Below are 18,080 nucleotides of genomic sequence, written 5' to 3' on the forward strand. Positions count from 1 at the left end.
GAGTGGGTGTGCGGTGCGACACCGGCGGGTGGATCACGTGGTGGGCGCGCAATTCGGACGGTGGTAGGCGATGCTGTTACGCAAGATGAATGATCACAGGGCGCCGCGGACGGACGGGGATCGGCCGAAGTGGGTCGATCAGGCCGCGCGTGCGGTGGGACGGTGGCTGATTCTGGTCATCGGACGTGCGGTGCACGGGTTGCTGCGCGGCTGGGCGTTGGTGGCGCGGGTGGTCATCAAGGCTTGGCACGATTCGATATTCACCAAATCGGCGGCGGCGTCCTTCTGGCAAATGCTGTCGCTGGCCCCGCTGCTGCTGGGACTGCTGGGCAGTCTCGGCTACGTCGGCGGCTGGTTCGGGCCCGATACGGTGCACATCGTCGAGAGCAAGATCATCACGTTCAGCCGGGACCTGTTCAGCACCACCGTGGTCGACGACCTCATCCAGCCCACGGTGGGCGATGTGCTGCAGCGCGGGCGCGGGGCCGTCGTGTCGATCGGATTCGTGATGTCGCTGTGGGCCGGGTCCTCGGCGATGGCGACGTTCGTGGACGCCATCGTGGAGGCGCACAACCAACAGGACGCCCGGAATCCGGTGTGGCAACGCATTTTCGCGCTGCTGTTGTACGTGGGATTCCTGATCGTGTCGGTGTTCGTCCTGCCACTGGTGGCCCTCGGTCCGGCGCTGATCGGGCGGGTGCTGCCCGAGGCGTGGCGCGAGCCCGGACTACGGCTGCTCGACTCGTTCTACTATCCGGGCACCGGGCTGCTGATCATCATCGGGCTGACCACGCTGTACAAATTCGCGCTGCACCGATCGCTGCCGTGGCATCGGCTCTTCGGGGGTGCGCTGGTCGCGGGGGCGTTCTTCATGGCTGCCAGCATCATCCTGCGCCGCTATCTGAGCTGGGTGTCCCGCAACGGCATCAGCTACGGGGCGTTGTCCACACCGATCGCGTTCCTGCTGTTCACCTATTTCCTCGCGTTCGCGGTAATTCTCGGTGCGGAATTCAACGCGACCGTGCAGGAGTTCTGGCCCGCCCGCACGACCCGCTTCGACGTCATCCGGCGGTGGCTCTCGTTCCGGTTGCGCCGCAGCCTGGATCCGACCGTCGAAATATCCGGGCGGGATTCGACGACGGACTCCGAACGCGGACCGCGACGTCCGCCCGGGACGAGTCCACTACGGATCACCTCCTAGCGATTCCGCCGAAATTCCTGTGCCGCAGCCTGTCCGGACGCCCGGCAGCGCGCCGGATCAGTCGCCGTCGCCGACGGGCGAGTTCGGAAACGCCCGTGCCAGTGCGGCATCGGCGATGATCTGGGTGAGCAGGTCCTTGAGCTGGCATTCGGGCAGGATCGCCGCCGTACCGGCGAACGGTTCGGCGACGTCGAGGCCGTCCGCCGCCAATTCGGCTATCACCCAAGGCATGCCGGTTCCGTCGGCGGAATAGCCGAGCGCCTCGCGCAGTGCGGCGATGGTGGACAGCATCAGATCGGCGCGGGCGGCGACCGCCGCGCTCATCCGCTCCTCCAGCTCGGCGCGACGACCCTCCAGCGCACCGAGTTCGACGCCCGACGCGGCCTCCTGCGCTTCGCTGATGCGCACGAGCCCGCCCTCGAGCAGTTCGAACCCTTCGTCCAGAACCAGTGTGCCGACGGCGATTTCCTTCTTCGCCAGGCCCGGCATATCGCGCATGAAACCGTCCAGGACATCCATCGCCGCGATCATCCTGGTCCGGATGTCCACCCGGCGCTGATGCTCCCGCTCGGCCGCATCGCGTTCGGCCAGCGCGTGATCGAGCGCGCGCTCGAGCTGCAACGCCAAGGACAGCGAGTCCGGCGCGATCGCACCGCGCAGCAGCTCCCGGCCCTCCTGCGGGGTGGCGATATCGAGGAAATGGCCGACGCTCTCGCGCAGGGATTGCAGTTCCTCGCGGCAGAGTCCTGGTTGACGGAACACCTGCAGATACTGTTCGAGGGTTACCGATAGATCGATTTCGTCGTCACTCACGACCTCACCTCGCCCGTGCTCGGCTCCGTCCTGCGTCGAGCGTACTGCGCCGACAACTCGCTCGCAGGCTGGCTCACGTCTTCGAGATTGCCACAGGCGGCGATGTCATGGCGGGAACCTGGGTGATCTCAGTCGTCCGGCGGGTCTCGGAACGCTGTACCGCACGAAATGTCCTGCGGTAGGCCAGCGGCGGCACGCCCAGTTCGGTGCGCATGTGATGCCGCAGCGACGAGGCGGTGCCCATCCCGGCGGCGCGGGCCACCGCATCGATCGGCAGATCGGTGGTCTCGAGCAGATGCCGCGCGTGCCGCAGGCGCTGCTGCAACAGCCAGGCGCCGGGCGCCTGCCCGGTTTCGGCCTTGAAGCGCCTAGTGAAGGTACGCACACTCATCCGGGCGTGCGCGGCCGAGGTGGCCAGGTCCAGATCGCGGTCGAGGTGTCGCAGCATCCAGGCTCGGGTGGGGGCGGTGCCGTCGGAGCCGTCGTCGGGAACGTGCCGGTCGATGAACTGCGACTGGCCGCCCTCGCGCCACGGCGGCACGACGCAGTAACGCGCGGCGCGATTGGCGACCTCGCTGCCGTGATCGGTGCGCAGCAGATGCAGGCACAGATCCAGTCCGGCCGCCAAACCCGCTGCGGTGCAGATATTTCCGTCCTCGACGAAGAGCAGGTTCTCATCCAGTCGCACCCGGGGGAAGAGCCGGCGGAAATCCTCGGCGTGGGCCCAGTGCGTGGTGGCGCGGCGGCCGTCCAGCAGGCCCGCGGCCGCGAGGACGAACGCGCCGGTGCAGATCGACAGGACGCGCGCGTCGGCCCGGATCGTCCCCAGCGCCTCGGCCACCTCGCCGGGCAGCGTACCGTCGAGACGGGCCTGCGGAAGCTGGGTGCCCGGCACGATCACGGTGTCCGCGGTGGCGAGCAGCTCCGGTCCGGCCTGCGGAACGATCGTGTACCCCGCCGTGGAGACCACGCCGGCGCGATCCAGGCCGCAGACCTGGACGTCGTAGAGCGGGGAACCGTCCGGAGCCGCCACCGACCGGAAGACGGTGGGCGGGATCGTCATGTCGAACCCGACCACCGGCGCGAGCGCCAGTACGGCCACGGTGTGCACAGGACTCATCGAATTCTCCGTTCCCGCGGATACCACCCTGCCGATGCACCACCATGAACCGCATCGGGGCCAGAGCACTCCGACGCACATGATCCGCAGCGCCACAACGGTTTACCCACGAGCATCACGCTTCACCACCCACGGCCATGCCGATTGCCGGAACGGGCCGCGAGATCAGCGCACCGGCAGCCGAACCCGATAATCCGACGCACCTGATCGACGGCAGCGCAAAGGGTTCCACGTCCGGCATCGCGGCATCGTCCCGCGCGCACACCGGCCAGCCGATCGGCCGGCACAGCTCGCGAGTACATCGCGCCGGCACACGAATCGCGGTACGCGGGTATCCGACCGCAAGGGCGACAACTGGTTTCGTGTTCGACATCACCGCTTCACCCGCCCGCCGTACGGGTCTCGATCGGTGAGGCAGTAGGTCCCGCCCGCGGGATCGCGCATGACCGTCCACTCGGCGCCGTCGCCGATGCGGCGCGCGCCGAGTTCCTGATGCCACGCCGCGACGTCTTCGATGTCCGAGCAAGCCAGGTCGAGGTGCGCCGAGGGCGCGCGGTCCCGCATCAGACGCTGCAGCAGGATGCGAACCGGCAGATGATCCGGCACGTCCAGCCGGGTGTACTCGGGCTGGGAGGTCGGCGACAGGCCCCACCCGGTCAGCGCCGACCAGAACCGGACCTCGTCGTCGAATCCGCTCGGGCCGATGTCGAGGCAGACCTGGTCCAGGATGCTGACCGCACCATCGGGCGAGGCAATGGGCGGCGGAATCCGCCGGCCGTCATCGGTGGTCAGGCAGAATGCCAGGCCGTGCGGTGAGCGCATCAGCGCCCAGCGCCCGTGATCGGCGACGACCCTTGCCCCGAGCGCCTCGGCTCGGCGAACGGCGAACGGCAGATCGTCGACGTCCAGGTCGAGGTGCGCGCCGCCGGAATCCCCGACCGCCTGCATCCGCAGGCATGGATCGCCTTGGGCGGCAATGAGAGTGGCGAATTCGGCATTGGCGCCGCGACGTTCGGACAGGCGGGTGCCCGTCGCGGTCGACCAGAAGGCCGCGGCCTCGTCGAAGCGATCGGCCGGGCGATCGATGAACGCCCAATTCCATCGGATCACGACATCCTCCTGAGGTTGGCCAGATATTGACGGATTGTGGCAGTCAGGCCACTCGTCCCGCAACCGCATCTCCGGCACGCTCATCGAGTGACCGAACTGCAGGACCCCACATCGGAATTCGGCACCGGCGGCGATACTCCGGACGCCGGCTCGCGCGATATCGCACGACCATCGCGGCTCGCGCGGTTGCCGCTGCATCCGGCCTGGCTGGTGGCCGTCGCGGGATTCGTGGCGTTGATCGGGGCGGCCGGATTCCGGTCCGTGCCCAGCGTGCTGATGGATCCGCTGCACCGGGAATTCGGCTGGTCGCACGGGACGATCGGCACCGCGGTTTCGCTGAATGTGCTTCTGTACGGGCTGATCTCACCGTTCGCGGCGGCACTGATGGATCGGTTCGGCATCCGGCGCGTGGTCGCGGGCGCGCTGGTCCTGGTGGCGGCGGGCAGCGGGCTCACCGTGTTCATGACCCGGCCGTGGCAGCTGCTGGCGACCTGGGGGTTGCTGGTGGGGGTGGGCGTGGGCTCGATGTCGATGCCGTTCGTGGCCACCATCACCGGACGCTGGTTCGTCCGGCATCGCGGGCTGGTCACCGGTGTGCTCACCGCGGCCGGAGCCACCGGACAGCTGGTATTCCTGCCATTGATCTCCGCGCTGGCACAGGCCTACGGCTGGCGCACGCCTTCGCTGGTGGTCTCGGGCGCGGCGCTGGCCGTGGTGCCGCTGGTCCTGCTGTTGATCCGCGATTTCCCCAGCGATATCGGCGTCGCGGCCTACGGTGCCGAACCGGGCAGCGGCGCCGGCGTGCGCACGGTCCTGCGCGGCGGGGCGGCGCGTGCGGTGACCGTATTGTCCCGGGTCGCGCGCACACCTCAATTCTGGTTGCTGGCAGGCGGTTTCGCGGTCTGCGGCGCGTCCACCAACGGCCTGGTCGGCACCTACTTCGTGAGCGCCGCGCACGATCACGGCATGCCGCCGACCACCGCGGCCGGACTACTGGCGACGGTCGGAATCTTCGATGTGGCCGGGACCATCGCGTCGGGCTGGCTCACCGACCGGATCGAATCCCGGTATCTGCTGATGATCTACTACGGCCTGCGCGGGCTGTCGCTGGCCATCCTGCCCTCGCTGCTCGCACCGGAAACCGAGCCGAGTATGTGGGTGTTCATCGTTTTCTACGGTCTGGACTGGATCGCGACCGTGCCACCCACGGTTGCCTTGTGCCGCAGGTATTTCGGAGACGACGGGCCGGTCGCGTTCGGGTGGGTGTTCGCCTCTCACCAGATCGGCGCGGCGTTGGCCGCCACCGGTGCGGGCATCATCCGCGACCTGCGCGGCAGTTACGACCTGGCCTGGTACATCGCGGCGGCGCTGTGCGCGATCGCGATGTCGATGTCCGGATTCATCCGCTCGCGCGCTCAGCCGTCGATCGAATGATGGTGGCCGGACTCGATGGCCTTGTGTTCGGCGCGGCGGCCGTCCCAGCGGCTCGGCTCGTCCTTGCGGCGGGGCGGCCGGTCGTTGGCCACGAGTACCGCGATCCACGGCAGCGGAACCGAGACGCCGATGATGGCCAGCGAGATGAGCGCGTTGTGCCACAGCCCGTACGCGCCTGCGGCCAAGATCAGGCAGGGAATGCGGAAACCCATCAGCAGCATGTACCGGCGCACCCGGTCGCGATGCTGCTGTTCCAGCGAGGGCGCTGCCTCGGTGATCAGGACCGCGGCCTCCGGTTTGGGTCCGCGGAAGAATCCGCCCGAACCGCGCGGTCGTGCCGACGAGTCGGCCCCGGCCGACGGAATCCGCACTTCGGGGTTCGGATTGCGCGGCGCGGCGTCGTCCGCTTCGCCGGTGCGCCCCGCCTTGTCGCGGGCCTCACCGCCACCGACCGGCCGGCCGTGGACTTCGGCATCGGGGGTTTCGCCGTCACGCTCCATGCCTCGAGTCTTCCACTCCCGGAGACCGGATGCACACGCCGTGATCGCGACCACCCAGCAGCGGTCCCACCGCAGGATGCGGCATCATGGAGGGGTGAGCACCGATACCATCGTTCGCCCCGATACGACCACCGACGAGTCGACCGACAGCGACACCCCCAAGTACTTCCACTACGTGAAGAAGGACAAGATCGCCGAGAGCGCCGTGATGGGCACTCACGTGGTGGCGCTGTGCGGCGAGGTGTTCCCGGTCACGCGATCGGCCAAGCCCGGCTCCCCGGTCTGCCCGGACTGCAAGCGCGTCTACGAGATGATGAAGAAGTGATCCGCTAGGACTGGGCATTCGGGCAGTTCAGCAGGTCATTTACGGCCGGAAGTGTCACTTTTGGTGCCACGGGGGCGGCGCGCCGAGCGGAAACGCTTGGCGCGCCGTAATATTCAGGCCAGCAGCAGGCCGCCGTCGACGGTCAGAATTGCTCCGGTGACGAAGCTGTTCCGCATGAAATGAAGGTGGGCCGCCGCGATCTGTTCCGGCTCGCCGATCGTGCCGGTCAGCGTGCGCTGTGCGAGGGTGGCGAACACTTCCGAGCGCTGCGGTTCGGGGATGCCGTCCCACATCGGGGTGCGGACCGCGCCCGACCGGACCGCGTTGATGCGAATCGGCGCGAGTTCGACCGCCAGTCCACGAACCAGGCCCTCGAGCGCGGCAGCGCTGGTGGCCGCGAGCGCCCTGCCCGGCGCCGGGCGCATGCCGATCGTCCCGGTGGTCAGCACGATCGAGCCGCCGGCCCGGATCCGGGGCGCGGCATATTTCGCCGCGGTGATCGAACCCCAGAGGCGGACGTCGAACATCGCGCGCGCCTCGGCCAGCGAGGTGTCCCGCAACGTGCCGGGCGGCGCCGCGTCGCCGGCGGTGAAGACCAGGTGGTCCAGCTCGCCGACGCGTTCGAACAGGGCGATGACGTCGGCCTCGTCACGAAGGTCTGCCACGACCCCGTCGCAGCTGTCCGGCAGTCCGGCCAGTGCGGTGGTCAGCCGCTCCTCACTGCTGGAGGCGATCGTGACCGCGGCACCGGCTGCAGCCGCGGCATGGGCCGTGGCCAGCCCCATTCCCGAACTGCCGCCGATGACGACGATCCGCTGCCCGGCGAGGGTGGATTCGGACATGGTGTTTCTCCTGTTTTCGGTGTTGAGATCGCACGAACGAAGTGATGACTCAGTGTGTCATCATAGCAGTGATGTCACACTGCGTCATCACGCTATGATGAACCTCGTGCCGCGATGGGACCCTCGAGCCGAGGAACGACTGCGTGAAGCCGCGCTGGAGCTGTTTTCCGAGCGTGGATACGACAACGTCACCGTCTCGGAGATCACCGAGCGGGCCGGGTTGACCCGCCGCACGTTCTCCCGTTACTTCACCGACAAACGCGATGTGCTGTTCGCGGGATCCGACCGGCTGGCCCCCGCTCTGGCGGAGGCGGTCCTCCACGCGGACGGCGCGCTTCCGCCCTTCGAGGCTGTGCTGACCGGGCTGGTAGCGGTCGGCGATCATCTGACCGAGGTCGGCTCGTCGATCGCCGCACAGCGCCGCGCGATCGTCCGGCGCAGCCCCGAACTCCAGGAACGTTCGCGAACCAAATTCGCCGCCGTAGCCGACTCGCTGACCGCCGCTCTCGAACAACGCGGCGCCCCGCCGTCGGAGGCGAACCTACTGTCCCAGGTCGCGATAGCCATCTTCCAGACCGCATTCGAGCGCTGGACCGACAACCCTCAGCCCACCCGACTCGCGGACTACATACACCAGGCATCGGCCGAACTCGCAGCCCACCTGAGTACGGTTGCCCCCGCATCACCGATCGTCGACCTGCGGTAAACCGGGATCGCTTGCGCGGAACTATTTGCGTCGAAGTCTTCGATACCGGATCCGACGATCAACTCGGCGGTGTTTGCTCAATCGAGGCCGACGAAATCGGCCGAGGCGGCCCACAGTTCGTCGATGAGGCGGCGGTTGTGGGCTTGGGGTGACTCGGGGCCTTTTGCTCGGTGGCGGTGGAAGTAGACGCCGTTGATTTCCGGGTCGGCGCCGCGGCGGGCCAGGTCGATCAGGGGTTCGGCGCCGCGGGCCGGGGTGATGGTGCCGACGTGGCGCAGCGGGGTGCGGTAGAGCAGGCCGACGGTGCGGGAGTCGCGGCCGAAGCTCGAGGCCACGGGCCCGGGATGTAGTGCGGCGGAGACGATTCCGTCCGACGACCAGCGCTGTGCGATACCTCGGGTGAACATGATGTTCATCAACTTGCTCGTCCCGTAGGCGCGCCACCCGAAGGCGCGGCGGCGCTGGTAGTCGAGGTCGGAGATGTCGACATGCCCGAACAGGTTGCCGACGCTCGCGGTGTTCAGCACGAGCGCACCGCGGACGGCGAGTTTGTCGTGCAGCAGATTGGTCAGCAGGAACGGGGCCAAGTGGTTGATCTGGAAGTTGGGTTCGTGCCAGTCGACGGTCCGCTGCCGCGGCTCGAAGAGGCCGCCCGCATTGTTGAGCAGCACGTCGATCGCGCCGGCATGTTCACGGATCTGCTCGGCGAGGCCGCGCACGTCGTCGAGGACGGCGAAATCGGCCGTGAAGGCGGTCGCACCGGTGTCGGCGGTCACGGCGGCGAGTTTCTGCGCCGACCTGCCGACGATGACGAGATCGACGTCGGGCGCGGCCAGCGCCCGCGCGGTCACCGCTCCGATGCCGTCGCTGGCACCGGTGATGACGATCGTGCGTCGCGAGTTCGAATCTGATCGGCTATCTGTCACCAGAGTCTCCAGTTGGTGGACGCGTGGCGTATGGCCGCGCGAGCTGTCATTGAGTGTGTGGTCGTCCGACTTCATCGCGGACGATGGCCCGGGTCGACGTCTCTTTGCCGCGCGCGGGTCCGCGCCACCGGCGCTTCCGTATCCCACCAGCTTACGATCCGGTCGACGATTGGTGCGCCGCTCCGGCCCCGGCCCGCTCACGTCACCGATCGTTGCGGAAGTGCCACCGACCACCGCGTCGAATCGGCGGACCGCAGTGTCACGATCAGCTCTTCAGCTCGCAGATGACCACCGGGATCTCCCGCGTGGTCCGCGTCTGATAATTCGCGTATCCCTGGTAGGCCTCGGTGATCTGCGGCCACAGCCGAGCGCGCTCGTCGGCATTCGCGGTGCGGGCGTGGATCTTCCGGCGTCGGCCGTCGATCACGAGTTCGGCATCGGGATGGGCTTGCAGATTGCGGTACCAATCGGGATGCCGGTCGTCGCCGCCTTTCGACGCGACCAGTATCACCCTGTCCCGGTCGCGCACCGGCGAGGTCAGATAGCAGGAGCGCGGCTGACCGGATTTGCGCCCGACAGTGTGCAATTCGACTACGGGCATACCGAAAGGGTTGGCCAGCAACCGATTTCCGCTGACCGTGAGGATCAGCCGGTGCGCGAGATTCATCAGCTTGGCCCCGGCGTCTTTCATCGTGTTCGTGTTCACCACGTGTCCCTTGTCGAGTATGTCGTCGCGGCGGTTCACGTTCGGTCCGCCTGGCCACCAGAGCGAGTTAGCAGCGCGTACATTAGCAGAAATGTGATCGTCGTCAACATGTGAAGTGCGGTGATTCGGCCTCCAGCGTTACCCGACATCGAGGATGGCGCTGACCACCGAATCCACCGTGACCGCAACGTCTTCCAGCGAGGCCACGTCGAGCTTGCCATCGAGGTAAAGGAAGGCCAGGCCGTGCACCAGCGCCCACACCGCGGTCGCCATGGCGTCCGGATCGGTTCGGGGAAATGCCTGCCGCACAATGTTTTCGACGAATCTCTCGATCGACCGGGCCGCATTCGGCATGGCATCGGCCGAGCCACAGGGTTCGGCGAACATGACCCGGAACATGCCCGGACACGTCAGGGCGAAGCGGACGTAGGCATCGGCCACAGCGGCCAGACCCTCGCGCGTCGCCGGCTCGGGGTGCGCCGCGACCAGTTGCCCGGCCAGTTCTTCGTATCCCACGGCGGCGACCGCCGACAGCAAGGCCTCGCGGTCGGCGAAGTGCCGGTACGGCGCGGCCGCCGAGACCCCCGCCCGCCGCGCCGCCGCCCGTAGCGACAGCTCGGACGCGCCGCCTTCCTCCAGCAACTCCACCGCCGCACAAACCAGCGCATTGGGCAAATCCCCGTGGTGATATGACGCGGCCGACAGCGCCATGCTTCACCACCCACTCGTTGTTGACGACGCTTACATATTGCCCTATGTTAGCACTGTTCACAGAATGTGGACAGTGCAAACATTCCAGGAAGGGAGGTTCCCGTGCCCAGCGCTTCGACGCGAGACACGCTGTTCTCGCCGGTAGAACTACGGTCCGGGCAGGTTCTGCGCAATCGCATCGCGAAAGCGGCCATGGAAGAGGGATTGGCCGGAAAGGCCCAGCTACCCGACGAGCGGCTCATCGCGCTGTACCGCCGATGGGGCGCCGGCGGCGCGGGACTGCTCATCACCGGGAATGTGATGGTGCACGCCGAGGCACTGACCGGTCCCGGCGGGATCGTCCTGGACGCCGATTCCCCGCTCGAGCCGTTCGCCGCCTGGGCCCGGGCGGGAAAGGCCGCCGGAGCCGCGATGTGGATGCAGATCAGCCACCCCGGCCGCCAGGTGCAGGCGAATATGCCCGGAGTGGTCTGGGGTCCCTCCGATATCGCCGTCGACGTCGGCCGGCATTCCAAGCGGTTCGGCCGCCCGGTCGCCATGACCGCCCAGCAGATTCGCGACACCGTCACCCGGTTCGCGACCACCGCCGAGCGTGCCGAACTGGCGGGCTTCGACGGCGTGGAAATCCATGCGGCACACGGATATCTGCTGTCACAGTTCCTGTCGCCGCTGGTGAACAACCGCACCGACGAATGGGGCGGTTCCCTCGCCAACCGCGCCCGGCTACTCTTGGACGTCGTGCGCGCGACCCGCGCGGTGGTGTCACCCGAATTCGCGGTGGCGGTGAAACTGAACTCCGCCGACTTCCAGCGCGGCGGATTCGACGCCGACGACGCGCACGAGGTCATCGGCATGCTGGCCGGCTTGGGCGTGGATCTGGTCGAGGTGTCGGGTGGGAGCTACGAAAGTCCCGCCATGTCCGGGCGTCCCACCGACGGGCGCACGGCGGCACGGGAGGCCTACTTCCTGGAATTGGCCGCCGAATTGGCCGACACCAGCCCGATTCCGCTGATGTTGACCGGAGGCATCACGCGCAGCGACACGGCCGAGCGCGTGCTCGCGAAGAATGTCGCCGTCGTCGGCATGGGCACCGCGCTCGCCGTCACCCCGGATCTACCCAACCGCTGGCGCGAGGGACTGGGCGCGGCATCGAACCCACCGCCGCCGCCCAGCAGGCATTCACCGAGGACGTCGAACGGCTCGGCGAGGGCACGGTGTGGACCGCCGGTGGCTGCACGAGCTGGTACCTCAACGACAACGGCCGCAACACCAACATCTGGCCCGGATCGACGTACGACTTCCGCCGTCGCACCCTGCGCTTCGATCCCTCCCGCCATCTGCTGCATCGCCGCACCCGCGAGGTCGTGGCATGAGCGCCGGGGCATCGGTCACCGGAACGCCCGGCGCAGCCACGGTCGTCCTGATCCACGGCCTCGCCAGTTCGTACCGGGTATGGGACCGGGTCGTGCCGATGCTCGCGGACCGAGCGAATATCGTTGCGGTGCACCTGGATTCGACAGGAACCATCGAAGACGACGCCGACGATACCGCGCAACTGCTCGATCGCCCGTCGGTCGTGGTCGGTCATTCCCGCGGCGGGCTGGTCGCCACCGCCCTCGCCGAACGTCGCCCCGATCTCGCCTCGGAGCTGATCCTGCTCTGCCCGCCCTGGTCGCAGGCGAGCCGGAAGTCCGCACGCGGGCCGGTCGAGCGGGCCCTCACGCTGCCCGGTATCGGAGATGTGTTGTGGGCCTTCGCCTCCGAGAAATGGCAACGCGACGCACAGCGCAGCGCCTTCGCCCCGGGCACGCCGATACCGGACCGATTCGTCACCGACGCACGCGCACGCGGCCGGCGCAACTTCGCCACCAGCACCCGTGCCATCGACACCTACCTCGCCGGGGCGGCACTGCCCGATCGGCTGGCCCGCCTGCCACAACCGACCCGCCTGGCCTTCGGCGAACTCGACGGACGCATTCAAGCGCCTACCGTGGAGTTCGACGGACCGCAGGGCACCACATCGAGAACGCTTCGCGGGGTCGGGCACACCCCGCCCTGGGAAGCACCGGAGACCGTCACGGATCTGATCGCCCGATCGCTGCACACAGCGGCGCCCTAGCTGTCGAAGAACCTTTTCCAACCACAGGAGGTAAGCGGAAATGCCGAAAGTCCTGTTCGTGATATCTGCCGCCGACCGCTGGACCTTGAACGACGGCGAAATACACCCCTCGGGTTACTGGGCCGAGGAGGTGGCGGTGCCGCACCGCATCTTCTCCGAAGCCGGCTGGGACATCACCATCGCGACCCCGGGCGGAAAGGCCCCGACACTCGATCGCCTCAGTCTCGGCATCGCCGGCGGCATGCCGTGGAAACGCAACGAGGTGAAGCGGTATCTCGACAGCATCGACAGCGCCCTCGCCCATCCGGTCGCACTGGACACCGTCGAACCGGACACCTTCGACGTCGTGTTCTACCCCGGCGGCCACGGTCCGATGGAAGATCTCGCCTACGACGCGACGTCCGGGGCGCTGCTGAGCGAGCGACTCGCCTCCGGCAAACCCCTCGCCCTGCTGTGCCATGCGCCGGCCGCCATCCTGGCCACGATCGCACCCGACGGGAAATCTCCCTTCGCCGGCTACCGGATGACCGGACTGTCCAACCGGGAGGAACTGTTGAATCGATTCGCGAAAAAGGCGCCCTGGCTACTCGAAGACAAATTGAAAGAGACCGGCGTCGAATACTCCAAGGCGCTGATTCCGTTGCGCCCGTACATAGTTGTCGACCGCAATCTGTACACCGGCCAGAATCCCCAGTCGTCGGAGAAACTCGCCCAGCGATTGATCGCCGACGTCGGCTCCTCGGCATAGGTCGCCGGAAGGTCGGCATCCCGGCACAGATTCCTACCGTCCGGCGAAACGGCCGAGTGTTGACGTCGCTTACATAGTGGTTCAGCCTAATGTTAACGCTGCAAATATGACCTGAGAGGACCGCCGACCGTCGGTCAGCACGTCGAGCCTTACCGCGCAACCCCTGCACGGCCTGCTCGATGCATCCGTCCTCAGCAAACACATGTTCACACCGAACCATTTTTCGGTCCTTCGGGCGCGAACGTACCGGTGTATATGCAATGAGTTTCGAATTCCGTTCCAGTACAGTGAATTCGAGCAAAATGTTGCCGGTGTTTACATTGAGCGTCTAGCCTGGACCGCGCACCACTGCACGGTCGCGTGAGGAGAGCTGAGCCGATGGCAACGATCCAGCGTCTCCCGCAACCCCATCATCGGAAGGACACTGCCCATGACCGAGATCAAGCCGGTGCTCGAGCCCGAGGCCGCCGAATTCGCCAAGGCCACCGATACCCCGCCGTACCTCTATCAGCTGCCCCCGGAGGAAGGCCGTAAAGCGGTCGACGAGGTCCAGTCCGGCGACATCGAGAAACCGGCGATCGACGAGGAGTGGATCACCGTCGAGGGCGGACCGACGGGCACCGTGCCCGTGCGCATCGTCAAACCGGCCGGCGCGACCGGCCCGCTGCCGGTGATCTTCTACATCCACGGAGCCGGATGGGTGTTCGGAAACGCCCACACCCACGACCGGCTGGTACGCGAGCTGGCCGTCGGTTCCGGCGCCGCCGCGGTGTTCCCCGAATACACTTTGTCACCCGAAGCCAAATACCCGACAGCCATCGAACAGAACTACGCCGCCGCGCAATGGGTGTTCGCCCACGGCGCCGAAAAAGGCCTCGACGCAACCCGTTTCGCGGTCGCCGGCGACTCGGTGGGCGGCAATATGAGCATCGCCCTGACACTGATGGCCAAGGACCGCGGCGACGTGCGCATCAACCAGCAGGTACTGCTGTACCCGGTCACCAACGCCGACTTCGACACCGACTCCTACCACCAGTTCGCCGAACACTACTTCCTCGCCCGCGACGGAATGAAATGGTTCTGGGACCAGTACATCGACAACGACGCCCAGCGCGAGGAGATCTACGCCTCCCCGCTGCGCGCGTCGATCGACCAACTGCGGGGGCTGCCGCCCGCACTGGTGATCACCGGCGAGGCCGACGTGCTGCGCGACGAGGGCGAGGCATACGCGACCAAACTGCGCGAGGCCGGCGTCCCGGTCACCCAGGTCCGCTTCGGCGGGATCATCCACGACTTCATGATGATCAACTCCATGCGCTCCACCCACGCCGCCACCACCGCCATCAAGCTGGCACAAGACACGCTCCGCGCGGCGCTGCACCCTTGAGTTCACCGATCCGCGCGGGCCGCAATCCGGCGGCGGCCCGCGCGGACCGATCGTCAGGGCTCACGGACGGTGAGCAGCACTTTGCCGAAGGTCTCGGACGAATCCAGCAACGGGTGCGCCGCGGCGACATCGGTGATGGGCACCTCGGCGGAAACCACGGGGGCCACCTTGCCGGCAGCGATCAGCGGCCACAGCTCGCGGCGCAGTTCGGCCACGATCTCACCTTTGGAGCCGGGGCCGGTCTCCGGACGGCGGCGCAGGTTCGTGACGTGGATCGAGCCGCGCTTGGCGAGCAGCACACCGAGATTCACCTCCGCGACCGCGCCGTCCTGCAATCCGATGATCGTCAGGTCACCGCCCTCGGCCAGCGTCTCGACATTACGCGCGAGGTAGCTTGCGCCCATGATGTCCAGAATCACGTCGGCGCCACCGTATTCCTCGGTCACGATCGACACGAAATCCTGCTCCCGATAGTTGATCAGCGTATTCGCACCGAGTTCGCCGCACCGATCGAGCTTGAATTGCGATCCGGCCGTCGCCGCCACCCGGGCGCCGAGCGCCCGGCCCACCTGAATCGCGTGCGTGCCGATCCCGCTTCCGCCGCCGTGGATCAGCAGCGTCTGCCCCTCGCGCAACCCACCCGTCATGACGACATTCGACCAGACCGTCGCGGCCGCCTCAGGAAGTGCCGCGGCCTCGACGAGGCCTACGCCCTCGGGGACCGGGAGCAGGCGCGTGACCGGAACGTTCACCCGTTCGGCATAACCGCCACCGGGCAGCAACGCGCAGACCTCGCCACCGCGGTGCCACTCCTGCACGCCGGGGCCGACCTCCGCGATGCGGCCGGAAACCTCGAGACCGAGGATCTCGCCGGCGCCCGAGGGCGGCGGGTAGAGACCCCGTCGCTGCATGATGTCGGCACGGTTCACACCCGCCGCCACCACGTCCACCGCCACTTCCTCGGCGCCGGGCGCCGGCAGATCATCGACCTTCTCCCACTTCATCACTTCCGGTCCCCCGAAGCCGTCGAGCGTCACCGCGAACATGTCTCTTCCTTTCCGATCGCCGGAATGTACACGCCGCTAACATTACTCCGAATCGGCGACGCGAACAGCGGAGAAGCGGAACACAGGCGGTGACTTCGGTCATCCGCGGATATGCGAGGCTGAGCGGGTGCGGCCCGCCAGAGCAATACGTCGGGCGCGGCGTCTATCGCAACGATGATGCCCGCCGGGGTTCCGGCAGCAATTCGTCAGCGCCAGCCGGCGTCGGATGATCGTGGTGCGGTGGAGGTACACCCTGTCGGGCGATTCTTCGCTCGCCCATTCGACCGGGAAGCCCGAGTCAGGACAGGTGGAGGACGGCCGACACCGCGGCGCGGACTCGTTCGTCGACGATCTTCGCCGACGAGGCGTCGAGCTTTCCGTCCAGATGCAGGAAGGCCAGGCCGTGAACCAACGCCCACATCGCCGTCGCCGTGGGCTCCGGGTCGGCGTCCGGAAAAAGCTGTCGCACAAGAGATTCCAGGTACTTGTGGATGGCCTCCACCGCCGCGACCCGCTCCGGGCTCGTCGCATCGCAGGACTCGGTGAACATCACCCGGAACATCCCGGGACGGGTCAGCGCGAACCGAACATAGGCGACCGCGATATCACCGAGACTGCCGGTGTCCACCTGCTCCGGATGCACGGCGGCCAGATGGGCGGCCAGATCGCGGTACCCCACCGCGGCGACGGCGGACAGCAACGCATCACGGTCGGCGAAATGACGGTAGGGCGCCGCAGTGGATACGCCGGCCCGCCGCGCCGCCCCACGCAGCGACAGCTCCGACGCCCCACCTTCCTCGAGCAGCTCGATTGCCGCACGCACCAGCGCATTGGGCAGATCGCCATGGTGATATGGCGTCGCCGACGTTGCCATCACAACCAACCTCAACAGGTATCAGTCACCGATTTCCAGACCTCCCACATTAGCGGCGGACACCGTACGCGCTGCGAGCACCAGCGCCCAGGGGGCGTCGTGTCGGCCGACCGAACGAGCACCCCCCTGCGACCCACAGTCGGTACCGGTGTGGTGGAGCGCCGGCGATGCTGTGCGGCGATAAGCCGAGCCACACCGCCGCCACGAACCCCGGGGCGCCGTTCACGCCGACCGTCACCGCGATGTACCGCGGCGACGAGCCCCGGTTCGAGCCGCGCCGGTGACGTCGTTACTTTCATCCGTTCCAGCCACGCCGAACATTCAACTTTCCACGTTGATGTCAGCGTATGCACCGACGGAGCAGCCGACCCGAGTAGACCGCTACTCGAATTTCGCGGTGGCCTACCGCACGAGCCGAGCGCGTCACGCGCCGAGCCACGTCACGGCGTGTCCGGCCGGTGAACATTCCGCAGGGCGCGCGATCGAAGACGGTCAACGGGAGTCCGGCCACGAGATTGGCCGCACGGGATTCACCCGCGTGCCATAGCTTCGGCGCCCCGGACCGTGTTGGTCATGTGGGTGAGCTGGGTTCCCGAAAACGATTGCCGCAGTACGACGAATTCTTCCTTCTCCTCGTGTTCTGCATGCTCGAGCACGGCGTCCGCGAACGCCGAGAGTTCGGCGTCGAATTCCGGGTGATCCACGCCCAGGTCGGAGAGTTCGGCGAGGTCGTGCTTTGCCTGGTTCTCCTCTGCCAGCCTGTGTTCTCCACCATCGGCTTCGCGCCGAACTGCGCGCGCAGTTGCCCGGGTGGACGACTTCTTCCTCGGCGGTCTCGTGCACCGCCAGCCGGTGTTGTCGTACATGCCGGTGAAGTTCAGGCCGTCGTTCGGCGAGCCGCTGCTGATCGGTCCGAGGTGATGATCGTCAGCGGACTCGTCGCGCCGACGCAGTCAGGCCTGTCCGACCACCACAAATATGTGCTCCTCCCCATCATCGGCCGACAGCCGGAGGGGCTTACATGCGCTGTTGGTTCAATTGTTGCGGATCAGGACGTTGTTGACGGCACGGTCTGCGGGATGTCGATATCGGTGACCTCGAGACGTTCTCGGCGGAGTCGTTCCCGACCCCACTCGCCGAGTGCGCGGAGGGCCTCGTTGAGGGAGATACCTGCCTCGGTGAGGGAGTATTCGACCTTCGGTGGCACTTCCGCATAGACCTCGCGGTGGACGAGACCGTCTTCCTGCATCTGGCGCAGATGCTGGGTGAGCATCTTCTCGCTGACCCCCGGCAATGCGCGGCGCAGTTCGGCGAAGCGCCGGGTGCCGTGAGCGTGGAGTTCCCACAGGACCAGGCCCTTCCACTTGCCGCTCACGACGTCCAGTGCGGCATCGATGCCGCAGATGTACGGTCCCGACCTCGGTCCCTTTGCCACGACTGCCTCCTCACTAACCAAATGGAAAGTACCGCAGTAAATAGTGGGTACTTTCCAGTGCCGGTGTCGCTGTCCAG

Annotated in this window: 19 protein-coding genes and 1 pseudogene; 8 read left to right on the forward strand and 12 right to left on the reverse strand. The window is 67.2% G+C overall.

Annotated features, from left to right (window positions below):
- Window positions 1-85: 85 nt before the first annotated feature.
- Window positions 86-1,201 carry a YihY/virulence factor BrkB family protein gene (locus AC5WS7_RS11140; protein ID WP_495954337.1) on the forward strand — a complete coding sequence of 372 codons (1,116 nt, stop codon included), beginning with the start codon at window positions 86-88 and terminating at the stop codon, window positions 1,199-1,201.
- A 57-nt stretch (window positions 1,202-1,258) separates the two neighbouring features.
- Here AC5WS7_RS11140 and AC5WS7_RS11145 read toward each other — a convergent pair whose 3' ends face one another.
- The 3 genes from AC5WS7_RS11145 to AC5WS7_RS11155 form a co-directional block, all read right to left on the reverse strand.
- Complete coding sequence (locus AC5WS7_RS11145) at window positions 1,259-2,014, reverse strand: hypothetical protein (RefSeq protein ID WP_495954338.1); 756 nt, start codon at window positions 2,012-2,014, stop codon at window positions 1,259-1,261.
- 73 nt (window positions 2,015-2,087) lie between these two features.
- On the reverse strand, window positions 2,088-3,134 hold the full coding sequence (locus AC5WS7_RS11150; RefSeq protein ID WP_495954339.1) for a GlxA family transcriptional regulator: 1,047 nt from the start codon (window positions 3,132-3,134) through the stop codon (window positions 2,088-2,090).
- Window positions 3,135-3,506: 372 nt separating this feature from the next.
- Complete coding sequence (locus AC5WS7_RS11155) at window positions 3,507-4,244, reverse strand: VOC family protein (RefSeq protein WP_495954340.1); 738 nt, start codon at window positions 4,242-4,244, stop codon at window positions 3,507-3,509.
- Window positions 4,245-4,403: 159 nt separating this feature from the next.
- Here AC5WS7_RS11155 and AC5WS7_RS11160 point away from each other — a divergent pair, with 159 nt between their 5' ends.
- Complete coding sequence (locus AC5WS7_RS11160; RefSeq protein ID WP_495954538.1) at window positions 4,404-5,678, forward strand: MFS transporter; 1,275 nt, start codon at window positions 4,404-4,406, stop codon at window positions 5,676-5,678.
- On the opposite strand, the gene AC5WS7_RS11165 is transcribed toward AC5WS7_RS11160, so the two are convergent.
- A complete protein-coding gene (locus tag AC5WS7_RS11165) occupies window positions 5,660-6,043 on the reverse strand; it encodes a DUF3099 domain-containing protein (protein ID WP_495954539.1) in 384 nt (127 codons plus the stop codon). The two genes, AC5WS7_RS11160 and AC5WS7_RS11165, sit on opposite strands and share 19 nt — an antisense overlap.
- A 211-nt stretch (window positions 6,044-6,254) precedes the next feature.
- Between AC5WS7_RS11165 and AC5WS7_RS11170 the strand changes: the two genes are divergently transcribed.
- Window positions 6,255-6,503 (forward strand): DUF3039 domain-containing protein, encoded by a 249-nt coding sequence (locus tag AC5WS7_RS11170; protein WP_495954540.1) that lies wholly within the window; start codon window positions 6,255-6,257, stop codon window positions 6,501-6,503.
- 113 nt (window positions 6,504-6,616) lie between these two features.
- Here the strand turns inward: AC5WS7_RS11170 and AC5WS7_RS11175 are convergent, their stop codons facing one another.
- Window positions 6,617-7,345, reverse strand: coding sequence for an SDR family oxidoreductase (locus tag AC5WS7_RS11175; protein WP_495954341.1), 729 nt, complete (start codon window positions 7,343-7,345; stop codon window positions 6,617-6,619).
- Window positions 7,346-7,451: 106 nt separating this feature from the next.
- Between AC5WS7_RS11175 and AC5WS7_RS11180 the strand changes: the two genes are divergently transcribed.
- Window positions 7,452-8,051 carry a TetR family transcriptional regulator gene (locus AC5WS7_RS11180; protein WP_495954342.1) on the forward strand — a complete coding sequence of 200 codons (600 nt, stop codon included), beginning with the start codon at window positions 7,452-7,454 and terminating at the stop codon, window positions 8,049-8,051.
- 77 nt (window positions 8,052-8,128) lie between these two features.
- Here AC5WS7_RS11180 and AC5WS7_RS11185 read toward each other — a convergent pair whose 3' ends face one another.
- The 3 genes from AC5WS7_RS11185 to AC5WS7_RS11195 form a co-directional block, all read right to left on the reverse strand.
- Window positions 8,129-8,977, reverse strand: a complete 849-nt coding sequence (locus tag AC5WS7_RS11185; protein WP_495954343.1) for an SDR family NAD(P)-dependent oxidoreductase — start codon at window positions 8,975-8,977, stop codon at window positions 8,129-8,131.
- Window positions 8,978-9,242: 265 nt separating this feature from the next.
- Window positions 9,243-9,668, reverse strand: coding sequence for a nitroreductase family deazaflavin-dependent oxidoreductase (locus AC5WS7_RS11190; protein WP_495954541.1), 426 nt, complete (start codon window positions 9,666-9,668; stop codon window positions 9,243-9,245).
- A 153-nt stretch (window positions 9,669-9,821) separates the two neighbouring features.
- On the reverse strand, window positions 9,822-10,394 hold the full coding sequence (locus AC5WS7_RS11195; protein WP_495954344.1) for a TetR/AcrR family transcriptional regulator: 573 nt from the start codon (window positions 10,392-10,394) through the stop codon (window positions 9,822-9,824).
- A gap of 129 nt (window positions 10,395-10,523) precedes the next feature.
- Between AC5WS7_RS11195 and AC5WS7_RS11200 the strand changes: the two are divergent.
- From AC5WS7_RS11200 to AC5WS7_RS11215, 4 genes and pseudogenes are all read left to right on the forward strand, one after another.
- Window positions 10,524-11,588, forward strand: a pseudogene (locus AC5WS7_RS11200) (NADH:flavin oxidoreductase/NADH oxidase family protein); the annotation flags it as partial.
- 175 nt (window positions 11,589-11,763) lie between these two features.
- Window positions 11,764-12,513, forward strand: a complete 750-nt coding sequence (locus AC5WS7_RS11205) for an alpha/beta fold hydrolase (protein WP_495954345.1) — start codon at window positions 11,764-11,766, stop codon at window positions 12,511-12,513.
- 40 nt (window positions 12,514-12,553) lie between these two features.
- Complete coding sequence (locus tag AC5WS7_RS11210) at window positions 12,554-13,261, forward strand: type 1 glutamine amidotransferase domain-containing protein (protein WP_495954346.1); 708 nt, start codon at window positions 12,554-12,556, stop codon at window positions 13,259-13,261.
- 430 nt (window positions 13,262-13,691) lie between these two features.
- Window positions 13,692-14,648 carry an alpha/beta hydrolase gene (locus tag AC5WS7_RS11215; protein ID WP_495954347.1) on the forward strand — a complete coding sequence of 319 codons (957 nt, stop codon included), beginning with the start codon at window positions 13,692-13,694 and terminating at the stop codon, window positions 14,646-14,648.
- 53 nt (window positions 14,649-14,701) lie between these two features.
- Here AC5WS7_RS11215 and AC5WS7_RS11220 read toward each other — a convergent pair whose 3' ends face one another.
- The 4 genes from AC5WS7_RS11220 to AC5WS7_RS11235 all read right to left on the reverse strand — a co-directional run bounded on the left by AC5WS7_RS11220 (window position 14,702) and on the right by AC5WS7_RS11235 (window position 18,003).
- Window positions 14,702-15,694: an NAD(P)H-quinone oxidoreductase gene (locus AC5WS7_RS11220; protein WP_495954348.1), complete on the reverse strand. Its 993-nt coding sequence runs from the start codon at window positions 15,692-15,694 to the stop codon at window positions 14,702-14,704.
- Window positions 15,695-15,992: 298 nt separating this feature from the next.
- Window positions 15,993-16,568 carry a TetR/AcrR family transcriptional regulator gene (locus tag AC5WS7_RS11225; RefSeq protein ID WP_495954349.1) on the reverse strand — a complete coding sequence of 192 codons (576 nt, stop codon included), beginning with the start codon at window positions 16,566-16,568 and terminating at the stop codon, window positions 15,993-15,995.
- A 530-nt stretch (window positions 16,569-17,098) separates the two neighbouring features.
- Entirely contained in the window at window positions 17,099-17,434 is a 336-nt protein-coding gene (locus AC5WS7_RS11230) for a hypothetical protein (protein ID WP_495954350.1), read from the reverse strand.
- Between the two features lie 182 nt (window positions 17,435-17,616).
- Entirely contained in the window at window positions 17,617-18,003 is a 387-nt protein-coding gene (locus AC5WS7_RS11235; RefSeq protein WP_495954351.1) for a winged helix-turn-helix transcriptional regulator, read from the reverse strand.
- Between the last annotated feature and the right edge of the window lie 77 nt (window positions 18,004-18,080).

This window comes from Nocardia sp. PLKS1-43, from assembly GCF_059510335.1.

Coding starts and splice junctions, on each gene's coding strand:
- AC5WS7_RS11140 (WP_495954337.1), top strand. CDS start 86: ATGAATGATCACAGGGCGCCGCGGACGGACGGGGATCGGCCGAAGTGG.
- AC5WS7_RS11150 (WP_495954339.1), bottom strand. CDS start 3,134: ATGAGTCCTGTGCACACCGTGGCCGTACTGGCGCTCGCGCCGGTGGTC.
- AC5WS7_RS11170 (WP_495954540.1), top strand. CDS start 6,255: ATGCGGCATCATGGAGGGGTGAGCACCGATACCATCGTTCGCCCCGAT.
- AC5WS7_RS11175 (WP_495954341.1), bottom strand. CDS start 7,345: ATGTCCGAATCCACCCTCGCCGGGCAGCGGATCGTCGTCATCGGCGGC.
- AC5WS7_RS11190 (WP_495954541.1), bottom strand. CDS start 9,668: ATGAAAGACGCCGGGGCCAAGCTGATGAATCTCGCGCACCGGCTGATC.
- AC5WS7_RS11195 (WP_495954344.1), bottom strand. CDS start 10,394: ATGGCGCTGTCGGCCGCGTCATATCACCACGGGGATTTGCCCAATGCG.
- AC5WS7_RS11205 (WP_495954345.1), top strand. CDS start 11,764: ATGAGCGCCGGGGCATCGGTCACCGGAACGCCCGGCGCAGCCACGGTC.
- AC5WS7_RS11210 (WP_495954346.1), top strand. CDS start 12,554: ATGCCGAAAGTCCTGTTCGTGATATCTGCCGCCGACCGCTGGACCTTG.
- AC5WS7_RS11215 (WP_495954347.1), top strand. CDS start 13,692: ATGACCGAGATCAAGCCGGTGCTCGAGCCCGAGGCCGCCGAATTCGCC.
- AC5WS7_RS11220 (WP_495954348.1), bottom strand. CDS start 15,694: ATGTTCGCGGTGACGCTCGACGGCTTCGGGGGACCGGAAGTGATGAAG.
- AC5WS7_RS11225 (WP_495954349.1), bottom strand. CDS start 16,568: ATGGCAACGTCGGCGACGCCATATCACCATGGCGATCTGCCCAATGCG.
- AC5WS7_RS11230 (WP_495954350.1), bottom strand. CDS start 17,434: ATGTACGACAACACCGGCTGGCGGTGCACGAGACCGCCGAGGAAGAAG.